This is a genomic window from Chitinophaga qingshengii (genome assembly GCF_014529935.1).
Taxonomy (GTDB): Bacteria; Bacteroidota; Bacteroidia; order Chitinophagales; family Chitinophagaceae; genus Chitinophaga; species Chitinophaga qingshengii.
In genome coordinates this window covers 3,049,334-3,065,073 of record NZ_JACVFC010000001.1, presented here as the reverse complement: position 1 = coordinate 3,065,073, position 15,740 = coordinate 3,049,334, and the positions used below count along the sequence as shown (strand labels likewise).

Sequence of the window (15,740 nt, the reverse complement as noted above, 5' to 3'; positions counted from 1 at the left end):
TCGCAAAGTTTTAGATTTCCTTGTCTTTTAACCGGAAATAGGCAATGGTCCAGATACAGGGCGCCAGCAGATATTTGGCAATGAAGGCATAGCCATATATCATCTTTTCTGAAATAACATACACATCGGTACCAAACTTACCGCCACGGGTGCCTACCAGGGCAAAGGGCAGGTTTTGAAAAGGCTGGTCGGTAGCGCTGCCAAACAGTATCCATACAAAGAGGGTATTCAGCAGGTATAATCCCAACAGGCAGAGCAGCAGGGTGACCAGCGTTTTAATGAAAGCCAGGCGTGAAAAGGATACGGCGCCCAGCATAAATACGGCATGCAGAAATATATAAGCGAAATAAATATAGATGGTGCCTCCCTCGGCGAACTGCCAGTTCATTTCTAACGGGGTCCCGTTCCGTATGATGCAGGTCTGTTGCATGAACACCAGTGCAGCATAGGCGGCGAGGTGAAATACTACCAGGTAACCAATGGTGGTGATCAGGAAAACAGTAATAAATTTTTCAAACTGCGAAGCTGGCAGCATCATAAAATGAATACCTTTTTCTTTGGCGGAGAAATCGCTGAAAGCCATGCTGGTAAATAAAAGCCCGCCGAAAAAAAGACCAAAATAATAGAAGCCGATCACATCGTCGAGTTGATGGGGGGCGTTGTCGGTCACCAGCATCAGCGTGGGGATAGCCATCAGCAAGCCAAAGATAGACAGAATACCCAGCAGGTATGTTTTCCAGGATGCCAGCAGATGATGGCGGAAATAATAGCCCAGGCGGGGGAAATCCAGGACGTTATTAGGTTGCATGTGTTTGATCAGTTAAAAAGTTCTTGAATGGGTTGGCGGTTGGAGAGGATGGCGTTGAACAACAATTCCATGTCTATTTTGCTTTGTTCTGTGCCTTCATTTTTCAGGATAACGGCATGCCCGCGCAGGCTGCTGTCTGCATACAATACCGGCATGCGGTCGTCCAGCTGGGCCAGCATTTTAAAACTCAGTTTATCCGTTACCGTGCCTACGTCCTGGTTAAAAATGATTTTGTGATCGTCGATGATGACGATGCTATCGATGAGGTTATCGAGATCCCTTACCTGGTGGGTGGAGATAACCATACACTTATCGTCTGTAACAGCAGCGGCCATCACTTTACGGAACTGGCTCTTGGAGGGGATATCGAGGCCGTTGGTAGGCTCGTCCATGATCAGTACTTTGGTGTTGGTGGCCAGGGCGAAACTGATGATTACTTTTTTCTTCTGACCATAAGACATGTTAGTCAGCTGTTGGTTCTGCGGGATGGCAAATTCTTTCAGGTAGCTGTAAAAGGCCTGCTCATCGAAACGTGGATAAAAAGGAGCATTGGCAATTACATAATGACGAATGCTCACCTTGGGCAGGTAGAATTCTTCCGGTACCAGGAATATTTCCCGGAGGAAGGCCGGCTGTCTTCGGGAGGCTTTATAACCCATTACCTCACAGGACCCCCCGTCGGGGAACAGCAGTCCGGCTATCTGTTTGAGCAGGGTGGACTTACCGGCGCCATTTTTACCGAGGAGGCCATATATATGGCCGGCTTCCAGATGGAGACTGAGATCCTCGAACAGGGGCCTGTTTTGGCGGTAGCTGAATTTCAGGGATTGGATGTTAATCATGGAATGTGTTTTAGTGTACTACTTACCTAGTACACTATAAAAGTACAAATTCCGGGAATAAAACAAAAAAAAATTTGCGGAGGGTTCTCGCAAAGGCGCAAAGCAGCAAAGGCGCAAAGATTTTTATTAGGGTTATTAAGAAAGCAAAGGAGCGAAGACCAATAGTTGATCTTCGCTCCTTTGCTTTCTTATATTCGCTTATATAATCTTTGCGTCTTTGCTGCTTTGCGCCTTTGCGTGAGACTACATTTCAGGATACAGTGGGAACTGCTGCATGAAACCATGCACTTCGCCTTTGATTTTAGCGATCAGGGCGTCGTTATCCGCATCCATGAGCAGTTGATCGATCCAGTCAACGATTTGCTCCATATGACCTTCTTTCAGGCCACGGGTGGTGATGGCAGGAACACCTACACGGATACCGGAAGTGATGAAGGCAGATTTATCATCAAAAGGCACCATGTTTTTATTGGCGGTGATTTCTGCTTTTACCAGTGTTTGTTCTGCTTTTTTACCGGAGATGTTTTTGTTGCGCAGGTCAATCAGCATGAGGTGGTTGTCTGTACCGCCGCTGATGATCTGATAACCTCTGTTAACGAAGCTTTTCGCCATAGACTGTGAGTTTTTCAGCATTTGTTTGGCGTATACATCGTATTCGTCAGACAGGATCTCGAAGAAGGACACTGCTTTGGCTGCGATCACGTGTTCGAGCGGACCGCCCTGGATACCAGGGAATACAGCGGTATCAATGAGGGAGCTCATGAGGCGGATTTCACCTTTTGGTGTTTTCAGGCCAAACGGATTTTCGAAATCTTTACCCATCATGATCATACCGCCGCGGGGACCACGCAGTGTTTTATGGGTAGTAGTGGTAACGAAATGGCAATGTTCAAATGGTGAATTGAGCAGTCCTTTGGCGATGAGGCCGGCGGGGTGTGCAATATCAGCCAGTACGAAAGCGCCTACCTGGTCAGCGATTTCGCGGATACGTTTATAATCCCAGTCGCGGCTGTAAGCGGAAGCGCCACAAACAATCAGTTTGGGTTTTTCGCGGTTGGCGATTTCTTCCATTTTATCGTATTCTACGAGGCCGGTTTCTCTGTTAACACCGTAGAAATGAGGTTCATACAGTTTACCGGAGTAGTTTACAGCGGAACCGTGGGTGAGGTGGCCGCCCATGCTCAGGTCCAGGCCAAGGATTTTATCACCGGGTTGCAGGATAGCCAGCATAACAGCAGCATTGGCCTGTGCGCCGGAGTGTGGTTGTACGTTGGCATAAGCCGCACCAAATATTTGTTTAGCCCTGTCAATAGCCAGTTGCTCGCTCTGGTCCACGATTTCGCAGCCTGCGTAGTATCTTTTGCCAGGGTAGCCTTCGGCATATTTATTCGTCATCACATTACCCATGGCCTGCATTACCTGCAAGCTGGTAAAGTTTTCAGATGCGATCAATTCAATGCCATGGCGCTGACGCTCCAATTCCTGGCGGATAATATCAAATATTTGCTGGTCTCTTTGCATGATGCCTTAAAATTTGGTGCAAATTTAAAATAACTCCTGATCAAATGCAATTCATAGATTTCCGGATTCCCATATTGGCAAATTTTCGGTTTTTACATGTTAAAATTCGTATATCCATCGATCGCAAAAGCAGTAAATCTTCATAATTTGTCCTATTTTCGCGGCATTCGGAGCTTATCCTAACTACAACGTACATGAAGGCAATAATACCGGTGGCTGGAGCAGGTACTAAACTCAGGCCACATACATATACACAACCCAAAGCACTCATCCCTTTAGCCGGCAGGACCATATTAAGCATTATTGTGGATCAGCTGGTAGAAGCGGGCATTACGGAATTCGTTTTCGTAGTAGGTTATCTGGGTGAAAAAATTCAGCACTACGTTGAAAAAAAATACCCGCAGCTGACCTGTCACTTTGTGCAGCAAAACAGCCGGGAAGGCACTGGGCACGCTATCCTGCTGACCCGTGAAGTGGTAGCCAATGATGAAGTGCTGATTGTATTGGGCGATACCATCTGTGAATGTGATTTTAAAGAAGTGATTGCTTCGCCTTATTCCGTATTGGGACTGAAAAAGGTAGATGATCCGCGTAACTTCGGCGTAGCTGAACTGAATGAAGCCGGACAAATTACCCGGGTAGTGGAAAAACCACAGATCCCCAAGTCCAACCTGGCTTTGGTAGGACTGTATAAGATCAAGGAGAGTGCGCAGCTGTATGAATGTTTGCAGGCCAACCTCGATAATCATATTAAATCGCATGATGAATTTCAGCTCACCGATGCGCTGGAATGCATGATCGAACATGGTGTCCGTTTTAATGCATTTAAGGTCATTAACTGGTTTGACTGCGGTCGTAAAGACACCCTGCTGGAAACAAATGCCATTCTGCTGAAGAAATATAAACTGGCCAGTAATCCGGTGTTACCATATGAGAACACCATTATCATTCCGCCGGTAAGTATAGGAGAAGGTTGTAATATTAAAAACTCCATCATCGGTCCCAATGTGGCCGTAGGCGATAATACCGTTATCAATTACTCCATCGTCAAAGATTCTATCATCGGGTCTTTCAGCAACCTGTATGAAGTGGTGCTGAAATCTTCACTGATAGGCAGCGACGCCAATATCCGGGGACTTAGCCAAAGCCTGAATATCGGCGATAACACAGAGATCGATCTGGGTTAAAGATGTTATATTCGTTGCATGAACCGGATTTCTACTTTGTTTGGGATACAATACCCTATCATACAGGCCGGCATGATCTGGGCCAGCGGATGGCGTTTAGCCAGTGCCGTGAGTAATGCAGGCGGACTGGGCCTTATTGGCGCAGGCAGTATGTATCCTGAAGTACTGAAGCATCATATACAGCGTTGTAAAGCTGCTACCAACAAGCCTTTTGGGGTGAATGTGCCCCTGCTGTACCCGGATATTGAGCAGTTGATGAACATCATCGTGGAAGAAAAAGTACCCATCGTGTTTACTTCTGCGGGTAATCCCAAAACCTGGACACCGGTGTTAAAAGCGGCGGGTATTAAAGTTGTGCATGTGGTATCCAGTTCCGCTTTCGCGCAAAAAAGTGAAGCTGCCGGCGTAGATGCCGTAGTAGCAGAGGGTTTTGAAGCGGGTGGCCACAACGGCCGGGAGGAAACTACTTCGATGGTGCTGATACCGGCAGTGTGTGAGAAAGTGCAGATACCGGTCATCGCCGCAGGCGGTATTGCTTCCGGAAAAGCTATGGCTGCGGCGTTTGCCCTTGGGGCATCGGGTGTACAGGTAGGCAGCCGTTTTGTAGCAACCCCCGAAGCATCTTCCCATATCAATTTTAAACAAGCGGTGATCAACGCCAAAGAAGGCGATACCATGCTGAGTCTTAAAAAACTCACTCCGGTACGGCTGATCAAAAATCCTTTTTATGAAGCTATTAAAATAGCGGAAGATAAAGGGGCTGATCCAGCTACGCTGCAAACGCTGCTGGGACGCGCCCGTGCCAAGACAGGCATGTTTGAAGGCAACCTGGATGAAGGGGAGCTGGAAATAGGCCAGGTAAGCGCGTTGATTCATGATATTAAACCAGCCGCTGAAGTAGTGGCGGATATCTGGACAGAGTTCCAGACGGTGCGGCGACAATTATATTTAGAGATTTTTTGATTTACGGATTTTGGAATTTAAAATGCAGCGAAGAACATGTTATATAGTGTGATCTTCGCTGCATTTTAAATTCCAAAATCCGTAAATCAAAAAATCCGTAAATGTCATTATCCTTTCTTCACAATCCATTTCATCGCTTCTTTCAGCGTAATTTTTTTACCATACATCAGGATGCCCGTGCGGTATATCTTTCCGGCTGCCCAGGTTGTCAGGATAAAACCACCGATCAGCAAGGCAAAAGATAATCCCAGTTGCCAGTAAGGTACAGTACCTGGTACGCCGTAAGGCAGGCGTGCCATCATCACCATCGGCGAAGTAAACGGAATAATACTGCCCCATACGGCCAGTGAGCTATCCGGAGCATGCACGGCTTTCATCATAATCATAATACCAATGATGATAGGTACTGTGATAGGGAATGTGAGCTGCTGTACATCGGAGGCATCTTCATTGGCCAGGCTGCCGATAGCGGCAAACAGGGACGAATAGAAAAGATAACCGCCGAGGAAATAAAATACAAAGCAGGACAACAATAACCCCCAGTTGATACTACCTACTACATCGGCTACACGGCGGAAGGCTTCCGCCGCTTCGGCATTATTACCCTGGGCCATCATATTACCCTGACTGGCGGCCTGGATGCTTTCCGGTGATAAGAACAGCGGTATGATCATATAAATGGCGCTGATCAGTACGCCCCAGATGAGAAACTGCAGCAGTCCCACGGCGGCGATGCCCACAATTTTACCCATCATCAGCTGGAATGGTTTTACGCTGGAAATCATTACTTCCGCAATACGGCTTACTTTTTCTTCCATTACGCCGCGCATCACAGAGGTGCCGAACAACAGCAATACAATGTAGATAATAAAGCCGCTGGCATAACCTACGCCATAGGCTACCCACGCGTTGCCTTTTTTCCCGTCATCGCCGCTTTTGAATTCCACGGTGATATTGGAGCGAAGCTCGTCCAGCTTGGATTTATCGATGCCGGCCAGCTCCATCCGTTTTCTTTCGATGGCGCTGTTGATATCATTGTTGATCGCTGATTCCAGGGAGATGCCCGCCTGGCCTTTACTGTAGTATTCCAATCCGGCTGGCCGGTTGATATCAATTTCCGGGATGTAGAGAATGCCGGAATAATCCTGCGCAATATAATTGCGTTTAAGGCTGTCGATATTGGCCTCTGGCAGGTATTTGAAGTAGATGCCTTTTTTATCGGGCAGTTTATTGGTAAAAATGCCGCTTTTATCCACTACCGCAATACGTTTGCTTTCGTTGCCGGTTACCGCCATCAGGATGGGGATGATGATCATGGCAGCGAAAGCCACCGGTACCAGTAGTGTTACGATCAGGAACGAACGTTTCCGGACGCGGGTGAAAAATTCTCTTTTAATGATAAGCCATATCTTGTTCATAGTCGAGGTGCTGGGGTGATCAGGCAGGTTGTTGCGCCGCTGTTACAGGCGCTTTTTCTGTTTGTTGTACCTGGGTGATAAATACTTCGTTGATAGAAGGTAATATTTCTTCAAAATAGGTCACGGGAATGTTCTGCTGAATGAAGTGCAGCAGGATATCATTAGTGGTGCTGTCTTCATTCATTTTTACCGTGAAGGCATTTTCATGCACTTCCACAATTTTGAAGTGATAGGTGGCCATCTGGGCTGCGTTAGGCATTACGCCCAGGCCTATACGGAAGAGACCCTGTTTAAAGTCCTGTTTGATTTGTTTGACGCTGCCATCGAGTATTTTATGCCCTTTGTTGACCAGCATGATATGATCGCATATTTCCTCCACCTGTTCCATGCGGTGTGTGGAGAAGATGATGGTAGTACCTTGCTGGGCGAGGTTAAAGATCTCCTGTTTGATGAGGTTGGAGTTGATGGGGTCCAGCCCGGAGAAAGGTTCATCGAGGATCAGCAGTTTAGGGTCATGCATGATGGTAGAGATAAACTGTACTTTTTGTTGCATGCCTTTACTGAGTTCGTCCACCCGCTTGTTCCACCAGGAGTTGATCTCGAATTTATCGAACCATTTTTTGATTTTCGCTGTGGCCTCTTTTTCGCTGAGACCTTTGAGACGGGCGAGGTAGAGGGTTTGTTCGCCTACTTTCATTTTTTTGTACAGCCCTCTTTCTTCCGGCATGTAGCCGATCAGCTGTGTATCGCGTTGGGGATCGAAGGGATGTCCGTTGAGTACAATGGAGCCTTCATCGGGGTAGAATATGCCGGTGATCATGCGTAGCAGCGTGGTTTTCCCGGCCCCGTTGGGACCTAGTAAGCCGAATATGCTGCCTTGGGGGATCTCGAAGCTGATATCATCCACAGCTTTGTGGGTGGCATAGTATTTTTTCAGGTGTTTAACTTCAAGTAGGTTCATGATGAAAATTTAGCAATTATTCGGGAATAATCCGCCGCGCTTTTCATCATGATGACTACTGCAGTTTGGAGGCAATCATAGCGGCCACACGTTCCCCGTCCATGGCGGCAGACACGATACCGCCTGCATAACCGGCGCCTTCACCGCAGGGATACAGCCCTGTCAGTTGCGGATGTTCGAGTGTATCATTGTTACGGGGGATCCTCACCGGTGAGGAGGTACGAGATTCCGTGGCCACGAGGATGGCATTTTCTGTATAGTAGCCTTTTATTTTACGGCCGAATGCTTTGAAAGCGCCTGCGAGGCGTTGGTGTACCGCTGCGGGTAGGACCGTGCGGAGGTCTGTGCTGTTTACACCGGGCAGGTAAGAGCATTCCGGCAGTGTAGCAGATACTTTGCCTTTAACGAAGTCGGTCATGCGTTGTGCCGGCGCTACGAAGTGACCGCCGCCGGCGAGGAAAGCCTGTTGTTCCACCGCCTGCTGATAATACATGGCTGCGAGCGGGCCATGGTGGGCAAAAGGCGCGAAGTCTGATTCATCAACGGTAACCACCATACCCGAATTAGCGTAGGGGTTGTTCCGTTTGGAGGGTGACCAGCCGTTGACTACCAGTTCACCCGGATCGGTGGCTGCCGGCGCGATGATGCCGCCGGGGCACATGCAGAAAGAGAAAACGCCGCGTCCTTCCACTTGTTCCACGAGGCTATAGCTGGCCGGTGGCAGGTATTCGCCGCGCAGGTCGCAGTGGTACTGGGCGCTGTCGATCAGTTCCTGTGGATGTTCCACCCGGACGCCGAGGGCGAAGGGTTTGGCTTCCAGCAGGATGTTTTGCCGGTGGAGCATGATAAAGATATCACGGGCAGAGTGGCCGGTGGCGAGGATCACGTGCTGTGCGTTGAAAGTATCGCCGGCAGCGGTTTCCACGCCGGTGACAGCACCGTTGTGTATTTGCAGGCTGCTGACTTTCTGTTCGAAGTGGACTTCCCCGCCGGCCGCGATGATCTGTTCGCGCATGGCCGTAATGATATGCGGCAGTTTATTGGTGCCGATATGCGGGTGGGCGTCTATCATGATTTTCTCTTCCGCGCCGAAGTGTACGAAAATATTGAGGATGCGGTTGATATCGCCTCTTTTGTTGGAGCGGGTGTATAGTTTACCGTCTGAGTAGGTACCGGCGCCGCCTTCTCCGAAGCAGTAGTTGGAGTCGGGGTTGACGATGCCGGTTTTATTCAGGGCAGCGAGATCGCGTCTGCGGGCGCGTACGTCTTTGCCACGTTCGAGAATGATAGGTTTGATACCTTCTTCAATGAGGCGGAGGGCTGCAAACAGGCCAGCGGGGCCGGCGCCGGCGATGATCACGCCGGGGGCGTTGGCTGGCAGTGGTTTGTAGACCGGGTGTGTATGAACCCTTTCATGGAAAGGTTCATGTACAAATACGAGCAGGGTGAGGATGAAATACACCTGTTGTCTGGAACGGGCGTCGATAGAGCGTTTGAGCAGGTGGTATCCGGTGATGGCGGAAGGTTTTACGCCCAGGGTAGCGGCCGCCTTGGCCGTAATATGAGCGGGATGAGCTGCGTCTGCAGGCGTCAGCTTCAGGGAGATTTGTTGTTGCATATGTAGTTAGGGAGTTATCCTAAAAAGCGTTATGAATTATAAATTTTGAGCTTTGAATTTATAACGAAGAGCTTAGCGGTTAATGGACCTTTTGGTAACATTATACGCTAAGCTCTTCGCAATAAATTTCGTCTCGTCATTCCACATGACCGGGTGGTCATTAAAACGGCAGATCGTCGCCACCATCGCCGGCAGCAGGCATCTGCGGAGTATTGTAGTTAGGCATGGGGTCTGTGCCGGGAGCGGGAGCTGCCATTACAGATTCCATACGCCATGCGTCCAGGTTGGTGATGTAGTTCACTTTGCCGTCCTTTTCCCATCTGGTGCCTTTGATATTGAAATAAACTTTAACGTTTTCCCCTTCATTGAACCGGTCAACGATACCTGTACGGTCCTGTACGGACTGGAATTTGATATAGTTGTTGATCACGCGGCCGTTGATATCATCAGATTTTTCGATAACGAACTCTCTTGTTTTAAAAGTTTCGCTGCGTTGTACCGTGTTGTACTTCACAATCAGCTTTCCGGTAATTTCAAAACTCATAGAAAAATTTTTTAAATTCAGAAGGGTCAAAGATACGGTATTCAGCCAAGTGCGTGCAAATATTTTTTATTTAAACCAGGCGCGTATATGTAAAAAATTTATCTCGTAATAACTAATCCTAAACACATTTTTTTAAATGGAGATACTAACATAGTTTTGCACCCTCGCAGAAAAAATTGTGAATATCTCCATCTTTTCCTGCGATCGTTTTTTTTGCCATGAGGAGGTGCGATATTATTTTATCAGTTATATATCCATATTTATGATAAAAAGGACAATGAGAAAGACAAAGGTGCTGCTAATCAACGGTGTTTATAGTACTGAAAACCGTGTAACGTAAGTGCTGTAAAGCAATGGCAGTGGGCATGGCACAGTATTGACACACTGTTGTCCGCGGAATATAAACAAGGGTAGATAAATTTTTTTTTTCAACATTTTCTACAGATATTCGTCGTCCTGTCTGAAAAATTTTTCAACATCCTGCGTTGGGGAATTTAGAAATTCGAGAACTAAGCAGCATCCTTAATTAAGAAACAACTAATTTATTTTATCTCAATGAATAAAACTTGCGAACAAGTTTGGGAAAGGTGTCTTAATATAATTAGGGATATTGTTGAATGGCAGCCGTTTAAAACCTGGTTTGAACCAATTAAACCCATTAAACTTGAAAACAATGTTTTAACCATCCAGGTCCCCAGCCAATTCTTTTATGAATACCTTGAAGAGCATTATGTGGGATTGTTAGGGAAAACAATAAAAAGAGAATTAGGTAAAGAAGCCCGGTTGGAATACCGCATTGTAGTAGAGAACGGTACGCCACACCAACATCCCAGAACAGTGAACATGCCCACGCAGTTCACCAAGCCCCAGAAAGATAATGAGGTAGACTTTCCGTTAACCATACATAACCCGGTAAAGAACCCATTTGTGATTCCGGGTATTAAGCGGGTACAGATTGATTCCCAGCTCAATCCAAACTATACGTTTGATGCGTATATAGAGGGTGATTGTAATCGCGTGGCGCGCCGGGCAGGAAAAACGGTAGCGGAAAAACCAGGCGGTACATCTTTCAATCCACTGGTGATCTATGGTGGCGTAGGTTTGGGAAAAACGCACCTGGCACAGGCCGTGGGCAATGAAGTAAAGCGTATTCATCCGAATAAAGCTGTACTGTATGTGAGTGCCGAGAAGTTTATTAACCAGTTTATTGATCACTCCAAGAATAATATCATCAACGATTTCATTCACTTCTATCAGCTGATAGATGTACTGATCGTGGATGACATCCAGTTCTTTGCCCGTGCAGAAAAAACACAGGACGCATTTTTCGCGATCTTCAACCATCTGCACCAATCCGGCAAGCAACTGATCCTCACGTCGGATAAGGCCCCTAAGGACCTTGATGGCGTACAGGAACGCTTGCTGAGCCGCTTCCGCTGGGGCCTCAGTGCGGATATTCAGATACCGGATTTTGAAACCAGAATGGAAATTCTGGAACTCAAAATGAAAAACGATGGACTGGAGATGCCGAAAGAGGTGGTGAAATATGTTGCCTACAACATACAAACCAACGTACGTGAGCTGGAAGGTGCGCTCATCTCCCTGCTGGCGCAATCTTCCCTGAACCGCAAAGAAATAGACCTCGAACTCGCCAAAAGAGTACTGAAGTCTTTTGTCAAAACTTCTTCCAAAGAAATTACCATCGAGAGTATCCAGAAAATGGTCTGCGAATACTTCGACGTGCCTTATGATAAACTGTTGCAGAAAACACGTAAACGTGAAATCGTACAGGCGCGACAGATAACCATGTACCTGGCTAAGTCATTTACAAAAAATTCCCTGAAAACCATTGGTGAACATTTCGGTGGAAGGGACCATACTACCGTGATCCACAGCTGTCAAACAGTGAAAGACCTGATGGATACTGATAATAATTTCCGCGATAGCGTGATCGAACTACAGCAAAAAGTACAGCTGGCCGCTATGTAAAGGCCTTCCCCCTAACCTATTTGAGTAATGCCGCTCCCTCCCGGAGCGGCATTACTTTTTTATTTGCATTTTAAAATATTTGCATATATTGAGTGGTACTATAACTGTACCTATGAATATCCGTCGCATTATCTGGGGCGTAGTCCTGCTGGGCACCTTCTTTTTCTTCAATAATTATATTTCTGTTTATACCTGGCACGAAGCGCGTTTTATATTGTCGCTCCTGGGAGGTATACTGCTGGGCGTTTTCCTGATGCAAACGGTATGCGCCTATTCAGGTATGTATGAGCTGATGCCGGATGAAGATGACCGTGACTGGCGTTATAACTTCCGTCTTTTCTGGCCAATAGCCATGATCGCAGGAACGGCTTATTTTTTCCTGGTGAGCAGTTACCGGGAAGATAACCTGGTGGCTGCAAAAGGTGTGAAAGTCGTTGGCAAAATAGAAGGCGGACAATATCGCAGCAACAGTAAAGGTGTTGTCAGTAACACGGTGATCCGTTTTAAAACGGCGGAACAGAAAGAAATGAAACTGGAAATCGCATTTAACCTTGATGAGTTCAGATCCTTGTATGTTGATCAGCCGGTGGAAGTAATTTACTTGCCCGATAATCCAAAGATCTATCGCCTGATCTATAATGCTGCCACCTATGAGGCGGTCACCGGAATCAGTAGCAGACCACTGGTGATGGCCGACCTGGAAAAGATGCTGGATACCATTCACACGCAGGAAGCGCTGGGTGCTTGTCTCAATAAAATCTGCTATCGCTGGGAAATGGAAATGTCTGAAGCGGGCGAACCTACCTGGAAAAATGTAAGTACAGAACAGTCGATTATCTTGAAACCCGGCATATATCTCATGGTAGCGGGTCTGGAAGCATCCAATGACAGAAGTACGCAGATCGTGATTCCTGATGCCTATAAAAGGAAAAAAGAGCTGGAGGGCTCAGGTAATATGAAGGCTGAAAAAAAGAAGGAAGTAATGACCATAGAAGGTACTATGCCTGCTGTACTGTATGATAAAGGCGCCTACAAGCTGATAACACAAACAGCCTGGCAGTCCGGAAGAAGCCTGCAGTACCTGATTCTAGCTCATGAATGGCCAGGCCCGGAAAAAATTTCAGAAAAAAATTGAAATGTTTTTTGTGAATATAAAATATTTCCTATTTTTGCAGCCCCTTCCGGAGGATATGGTGAGGTGCCTGAGTGGCCGAAAGGAACGGTTTGCTAAACCGTCGTACGGGCTTAAACCTGTACCGAGGGTTCGAATCCCTCCCTCACCGCAGGAGAAAAAAGATGTCTGATTTCAGACATCTTTTTTTTGTTTTATACAGCTGAGTATATGTTGAACCTCAACATCTGTCAAATGGCTAAACAACCGTGCGCGACAGGCCTATAAACTATGCGGACTCAGATGAATCCCTATTTCAACAAGCAGCGCTCGCTTCGGATATGGGTCACCGTTATTATTACCTCGAAGACAAAGGAGATTTACCGGATACCTATAACGTCACACTGGACGTAGATCCGCAGCGGTTAAGACAGATACTGGCGACACTGCCGGCTTGGTCCGCGCTATTTTTCGTATCTTCACCGTGCTTGAAAAATCTTTTCTCCATATTCGTCTTCTTTTCACCTGCCAATCTCTTCCAACTGGCGGGTGTTACACCATTTGCCGGTGGAAGACTGTATTTCTTTTCAAACTATAAAGACTTCAATAATTAATCCCCGCCCTGTCAATCACTGACAGGACGGGGAGTTAATGCCCAGGCTGCCGGTAGCTGATACCGGCAGCCCGGATAACTATTGCTGCTTGCCGCCGTTGATGGCGGTAAACAGGCCTTTTATTGTCTGAAAAGAAAACTTATATCACCATGACGAATCATAAAATACCGCTGTTATTACTGAAGAGAGATTATGAACTGTTGCTCGATCACCTGAAGAAGAGCGATCCACCGCTGATGTACGATAAACAGATCCAGGAACAGCAACTGGAGAAAATTAAAGCTGCCAGCATATTGCCGACAGATGATTTTCCCAATAGCGCTTCCCGTTTATACTCTACCGTTATTATCCGCGATACGGTAAACCGTATCAACCTGGAATATAAACTGATGCCGCCGGATGAGGCAGATGAAACAAACGGTAACATTTCCGCCCTCTCTTTGTTTGGGCTGGCCCTGATGGGACTGCAGCAAGGCGAGAGCTTTACCTGGCAACTCTCCGGCCGTAAAAAATATTATGCCGTAGTAGAAGTGAGAAACAACGCATTTGTGTAGTGCCGGATGCGTTGTGGAACCGCCACCTGGGTGCAGGTGGCGGTTTTGGGGTTTTATTGTTGGAATGGCTTAGTTGCCAGGTATGCTACTGACAGACCATTGCTATACCCGACAAAAGAGACAAGTATACCTTTTCCATTGGCTGTATAACTCGCGGTGGCTATAGTTCCCGTGCTCTTTTTTTGCAGGTTGGCCTGGTTGATAATAGTTACCGTGCCGTCATTGGCAACGGCTACAAAAAGTACATCTTCCTGAAACGTGATGCTTGCCGTAGCACCCAGGCTGGTGTTGTCTATCATGACAGCATGCATCCTGATAGCCCCAATCCTGCCCGAAAAACCGGGGAACTTCGATAGGTCTATAAACTGCGTGGTACTGGTCAGCGGGCCGCTTATAGTATAGTTCCAGGTATGACCTGTTAGACGAACGAAGCCCGGATAGTAGGATGGCAGGAAGTTGTTAGGGTCCAGCTGAGGGGTTACTTCTATTAACCCAGGTGTATTTTGTATCGAAAAAACCTGTACCTGTCTTCCTGGTACGCCTGTCGAGAGCCCCCGTATACGAATGTTATCCCAGTGTTTATTAGTGGTAGTCTCCAATTGCCCGGAACCATTAAAGGACCTGATAGCGATAGGATATCCTACTGTGCTGCCGCTAACATCTACATCCAGATCTACATTGTCTATCAAAAAGTCACCAGTGGCACCACCTTCCTGTTCGAGAGAAATAAAAGCATTACCAACGGAATGATTGTTATCAGCACGGTAACGTATGCGTACATTTTTAATCGGAATACCATAACATTTTAACAGTACCTCCGCACTGGCAGCCTGATGATGGGTACTCCATATTTCAGCATTAATGAATTGCCCCCCTGTGAGAAACAGCGCTCTTTTCAGGCTATCTGCCCGATAGGTGCTGATATGCAGATTACGGGGATCATTCATGATAAAACCATAGTAACTTTTCTCTACCAATACATTACGGATGTCTATGTTTTCAAACCGGTTGGCTGAATAGGCCCTGTACATCAGGCCCAGCATAGATGTGGCTTGTATGTTTTCAAGGGTTAGATTGATAACATCCCCTGAAGCAGCTGGGATGTAAATGCCATACGAACCACGATAACTATTGACAACGTCCATATGCCCGCTATCCATAAACCGGAGCCCGGTGAAAGTAATACCGCTGGAGTTCGATACCTGAAATATACGGGGTGGTGAGGCCTGATTGTCGCTGCTGGAATCAATGCTTCTGCAAAGTAGTGTGGCGCCATTTCCTGCAATGATCATGCCCCTGGCGTTATTAATGTTAATGACATGCCGGTTGAGAGAAAGATCTCCCAGATTGTAAACACCCGGAGAAAAATACAAGTTCAAACCCTTTATACAAGCTGAGTCGGCCGCCCGCCTGATCGCAGCGCTATCATTGGTAATACCATTACCTGTGGCTCCCATCGTTTTTACATCAAGGTAATTGAGGCTATCCGTAATACCGGGTAAGCTAGAAGCGCGTTCGGGACGATGGCCGGCCTCTGTGCTTAATTGATGAAAAAAAAAACAAACAACTATGAAAAAAATCCTTTTCATCCTTTCAATATTTAATATCGC

At 46.9% G+C, this 15,740-nt stretch carries 14 protein-coding genes and 1 tRNA gene; 7 read left to right on the top strand and 8 right to left on the bottom strand.

What is annotated here, in order from left to right; translation table 11 throughout:
* Positions 1-10: 10 nt before the first annotated feature.
* The 3 genes from ICL07_RS11845 to ICL07_RS11835 form a co-directional block, all read right to left on the bottom strand.
* Positions 11-808 carry a hypothetical protein gene (locus tag ICL07_RS11845; RefSeq protein ID WP_188088106.1) on the bottom strand — a complete coding sequence of 266 codons (798 nt, stop codon included), beginning with the start codon at positions 806-808 and terminating at the stop codon, positions 11-13.
* A gap of 8 nt (positions 809-816) precedes the next feature.
* Complete coding sequence (locus ICL07_RS11840) at positions 817-1,650, bottom strand: ABC transporter ATP-binding protein (RefSeq protein WP_188088105.1); 834 nt, start codon at positions 1,648-1,650, stop codon at positions 817-819.
* A gap of 243 nt (positions 1,651-1,893) precedes the next feature.
* On the bottom strand, positions 1,894-3,171 hold the full coding sequence (locus ICL07_RS11835; protein WP_188088104.1) for a serine hydroxymethyltransferase: 1,278 nt from the start codon (positions 3,169-3,171) through the stop codon (positions 1,894-1,896).
* Positions 3,172-3,365: 194 nt separating this feature from the next.
* Between ICL07_RS11835 and ICL07_RS11830 the strand changes: the two genes are divergently transcribed.
* Both ICL07_RS11830 and ICL07_RS11825 read left to right on the top strand, forming a co-directional pair.
* Positions 3,366-4,358, top strand: a complete 993-nt coding sequence (locus ICL07_RS11830) for a sugar phosphate nucleotidyltransferase (RefSeq protein ID WP_188088103.1) — start codon at positions 3,366-3,368, stop codon at positions 4,356-4,358.
* Positions 4,359-4,376: 18 nt separating this feature from the next.
* Complete coding sequence (locus ICL07_RS11825; protein ID WP_188088102.1) at positions 4,377-5,321, top strand: NAD(P)H-dependent flavin oxidoreductase; 945 nt, start codon at positions 4,377-4,379, stop codon at positions 5,319-5,321.
* A gap of 107 nt (positions 5,322-5,428) precedes the next feature.
* Here the strand turns inward: ICL07_RS11825 and ICL07_RS11820 are convergent, their stop codons facing one another.
* The 4 genes from ICL07_RS11820 to ICL07_RS11805 form a co-directional block, all read right to left on the bottom strand.
* The gene (locus ICL07_RS11820; protein ID WP_188088101.1) at positions 5,429-6,739 is read right to left on the bottom strand and encodes an ABC transporter permease; all 1,311 of its coding nucleotides are present in this window, start codon (positions 6,737-6,739) and stop codon (positions 5,429-5,431) included.
* A 19-nt stretch (positions 6,740-6,758) separates the two neighbouring features.
* On the bottom strand, positions 6,759-7,700 hold the full coding sequence (locus tag ICL07_RS11815; protein ID WP_188088100.1) for an ABC transporter ATP-binding protein: 942 nt from the start codon (positions 7,698-7,700) through the stop codon (positions 6,759-6,761).
* Positions 7,701-7,755: 55 nt separating this feature from the next.
* Positions 7,756-9,318 carry an NAD(P)/FAD-dependent oxidoreductase gene (locus ICL07_RS11810; RefSeq protein ID WP_188088099.1) on the bottom strand — a complete coding sequence of 521 codons (1,563 nt, stop codon included), beginning with the start codon at positions 9,316-9,318 and terminating at the stop codon, positions 7,756-7,758.
* A 160-nt stretch (positions 9,319-9,478) separates the two neighbouring features.
* Positions 9,479-9,862 carry a DUF3127 domain-containing protein gene (locus tag ICL07_RS11805; RefSeq protein ID WP_188088098.1) on the bottom strand — a complete coding sequence of 128 codons (384 nt, stop codon included), beginning with the start codon at positions 9,860-9,862 and terminating at the stop codon, positions 9,479-9,481.
* A 555-nt stretch (positions 9,863-10,417) separates the two neighbouring features.
* Here ICL07_RS11805 and dnaA point away from each other — a divergent pair.
* The 5 genes from dnaA to ICL07_RS11780 all read left to right on the top strand — a co-directional run bounded on the left by dnaA (position 10,418) and on the right by ICL07_RS11780 (position 14,130).
* Positions 10,418-11,851 carry a chromosomal replication initiator protein DnaA gene (dnaA, locus tag ICL07_RS11800; protein ID WP_078669113.1) on the top strand — a complete coding sequence of 478 codons (1,434 nt, stop codon included), beginning with the start codon at positions 10,418-10,420 and terminating at the stop codon, positions 11,849-11,851.
* Positions 11,852-11,963: 112 nt separating this feature from the next.
* Positions 11,964-12,986 (top strand): hypothetical protein, encoded by a 1,023-nt coding sequence (locus tag ICL07_RS11795; RefSeq protein ID WP_188088097.1) that lies wholly within the window; start codon positions 11,964-11,966, stop codon positions 12,984-12,986.
* 57 nt (positions 12,987-13,043) lie between these two features.
* Positions 13,044-13,134 (top strand) — tRNA-Ser (locus ICL07_RS11790).
* A 169-nt stretch (positions 13,135-13,303) separates the two neighbouring features.
* Entirely contained in the window at positions 13,304-13,576 is a 273-nt protein-coding gene (locus ICL07_RS11785; RefSeq protein ID WP_188088096.1) for a hypothetical protein, read from the top strand.
* 149 nt (positions 13,577-13,725) lie between these two features.
* Positions 13,726-14,130, top strand: coding sequence for a GreA/GreB family elongation factor (locus ICL07_RS11780; protein WP_188088095.1), 405 nt, complete (start codon positions 13,726-13,728; stop codon positions 14,128-14,130).
* Positions 14,131-14,183: 53 nt separating this feature from the next.
* Here ICL07_RS11780 and ICL07_RS11775 read toward each other — a convergent pair whose 3' ends face one another.
* Positions 14,184-15,503 (bottom strand): hypothetical protein, encoded by a 1,320-nt coding sequence (locus ICL07_RS11775; protein ID WP_223151814.1) that lies wholly within the window; start codon positions 15,501-15,503, stop codon positions 14,184-14,186.
* Positions 15,504-15,740: the final 237 nt, after the last annotated feature.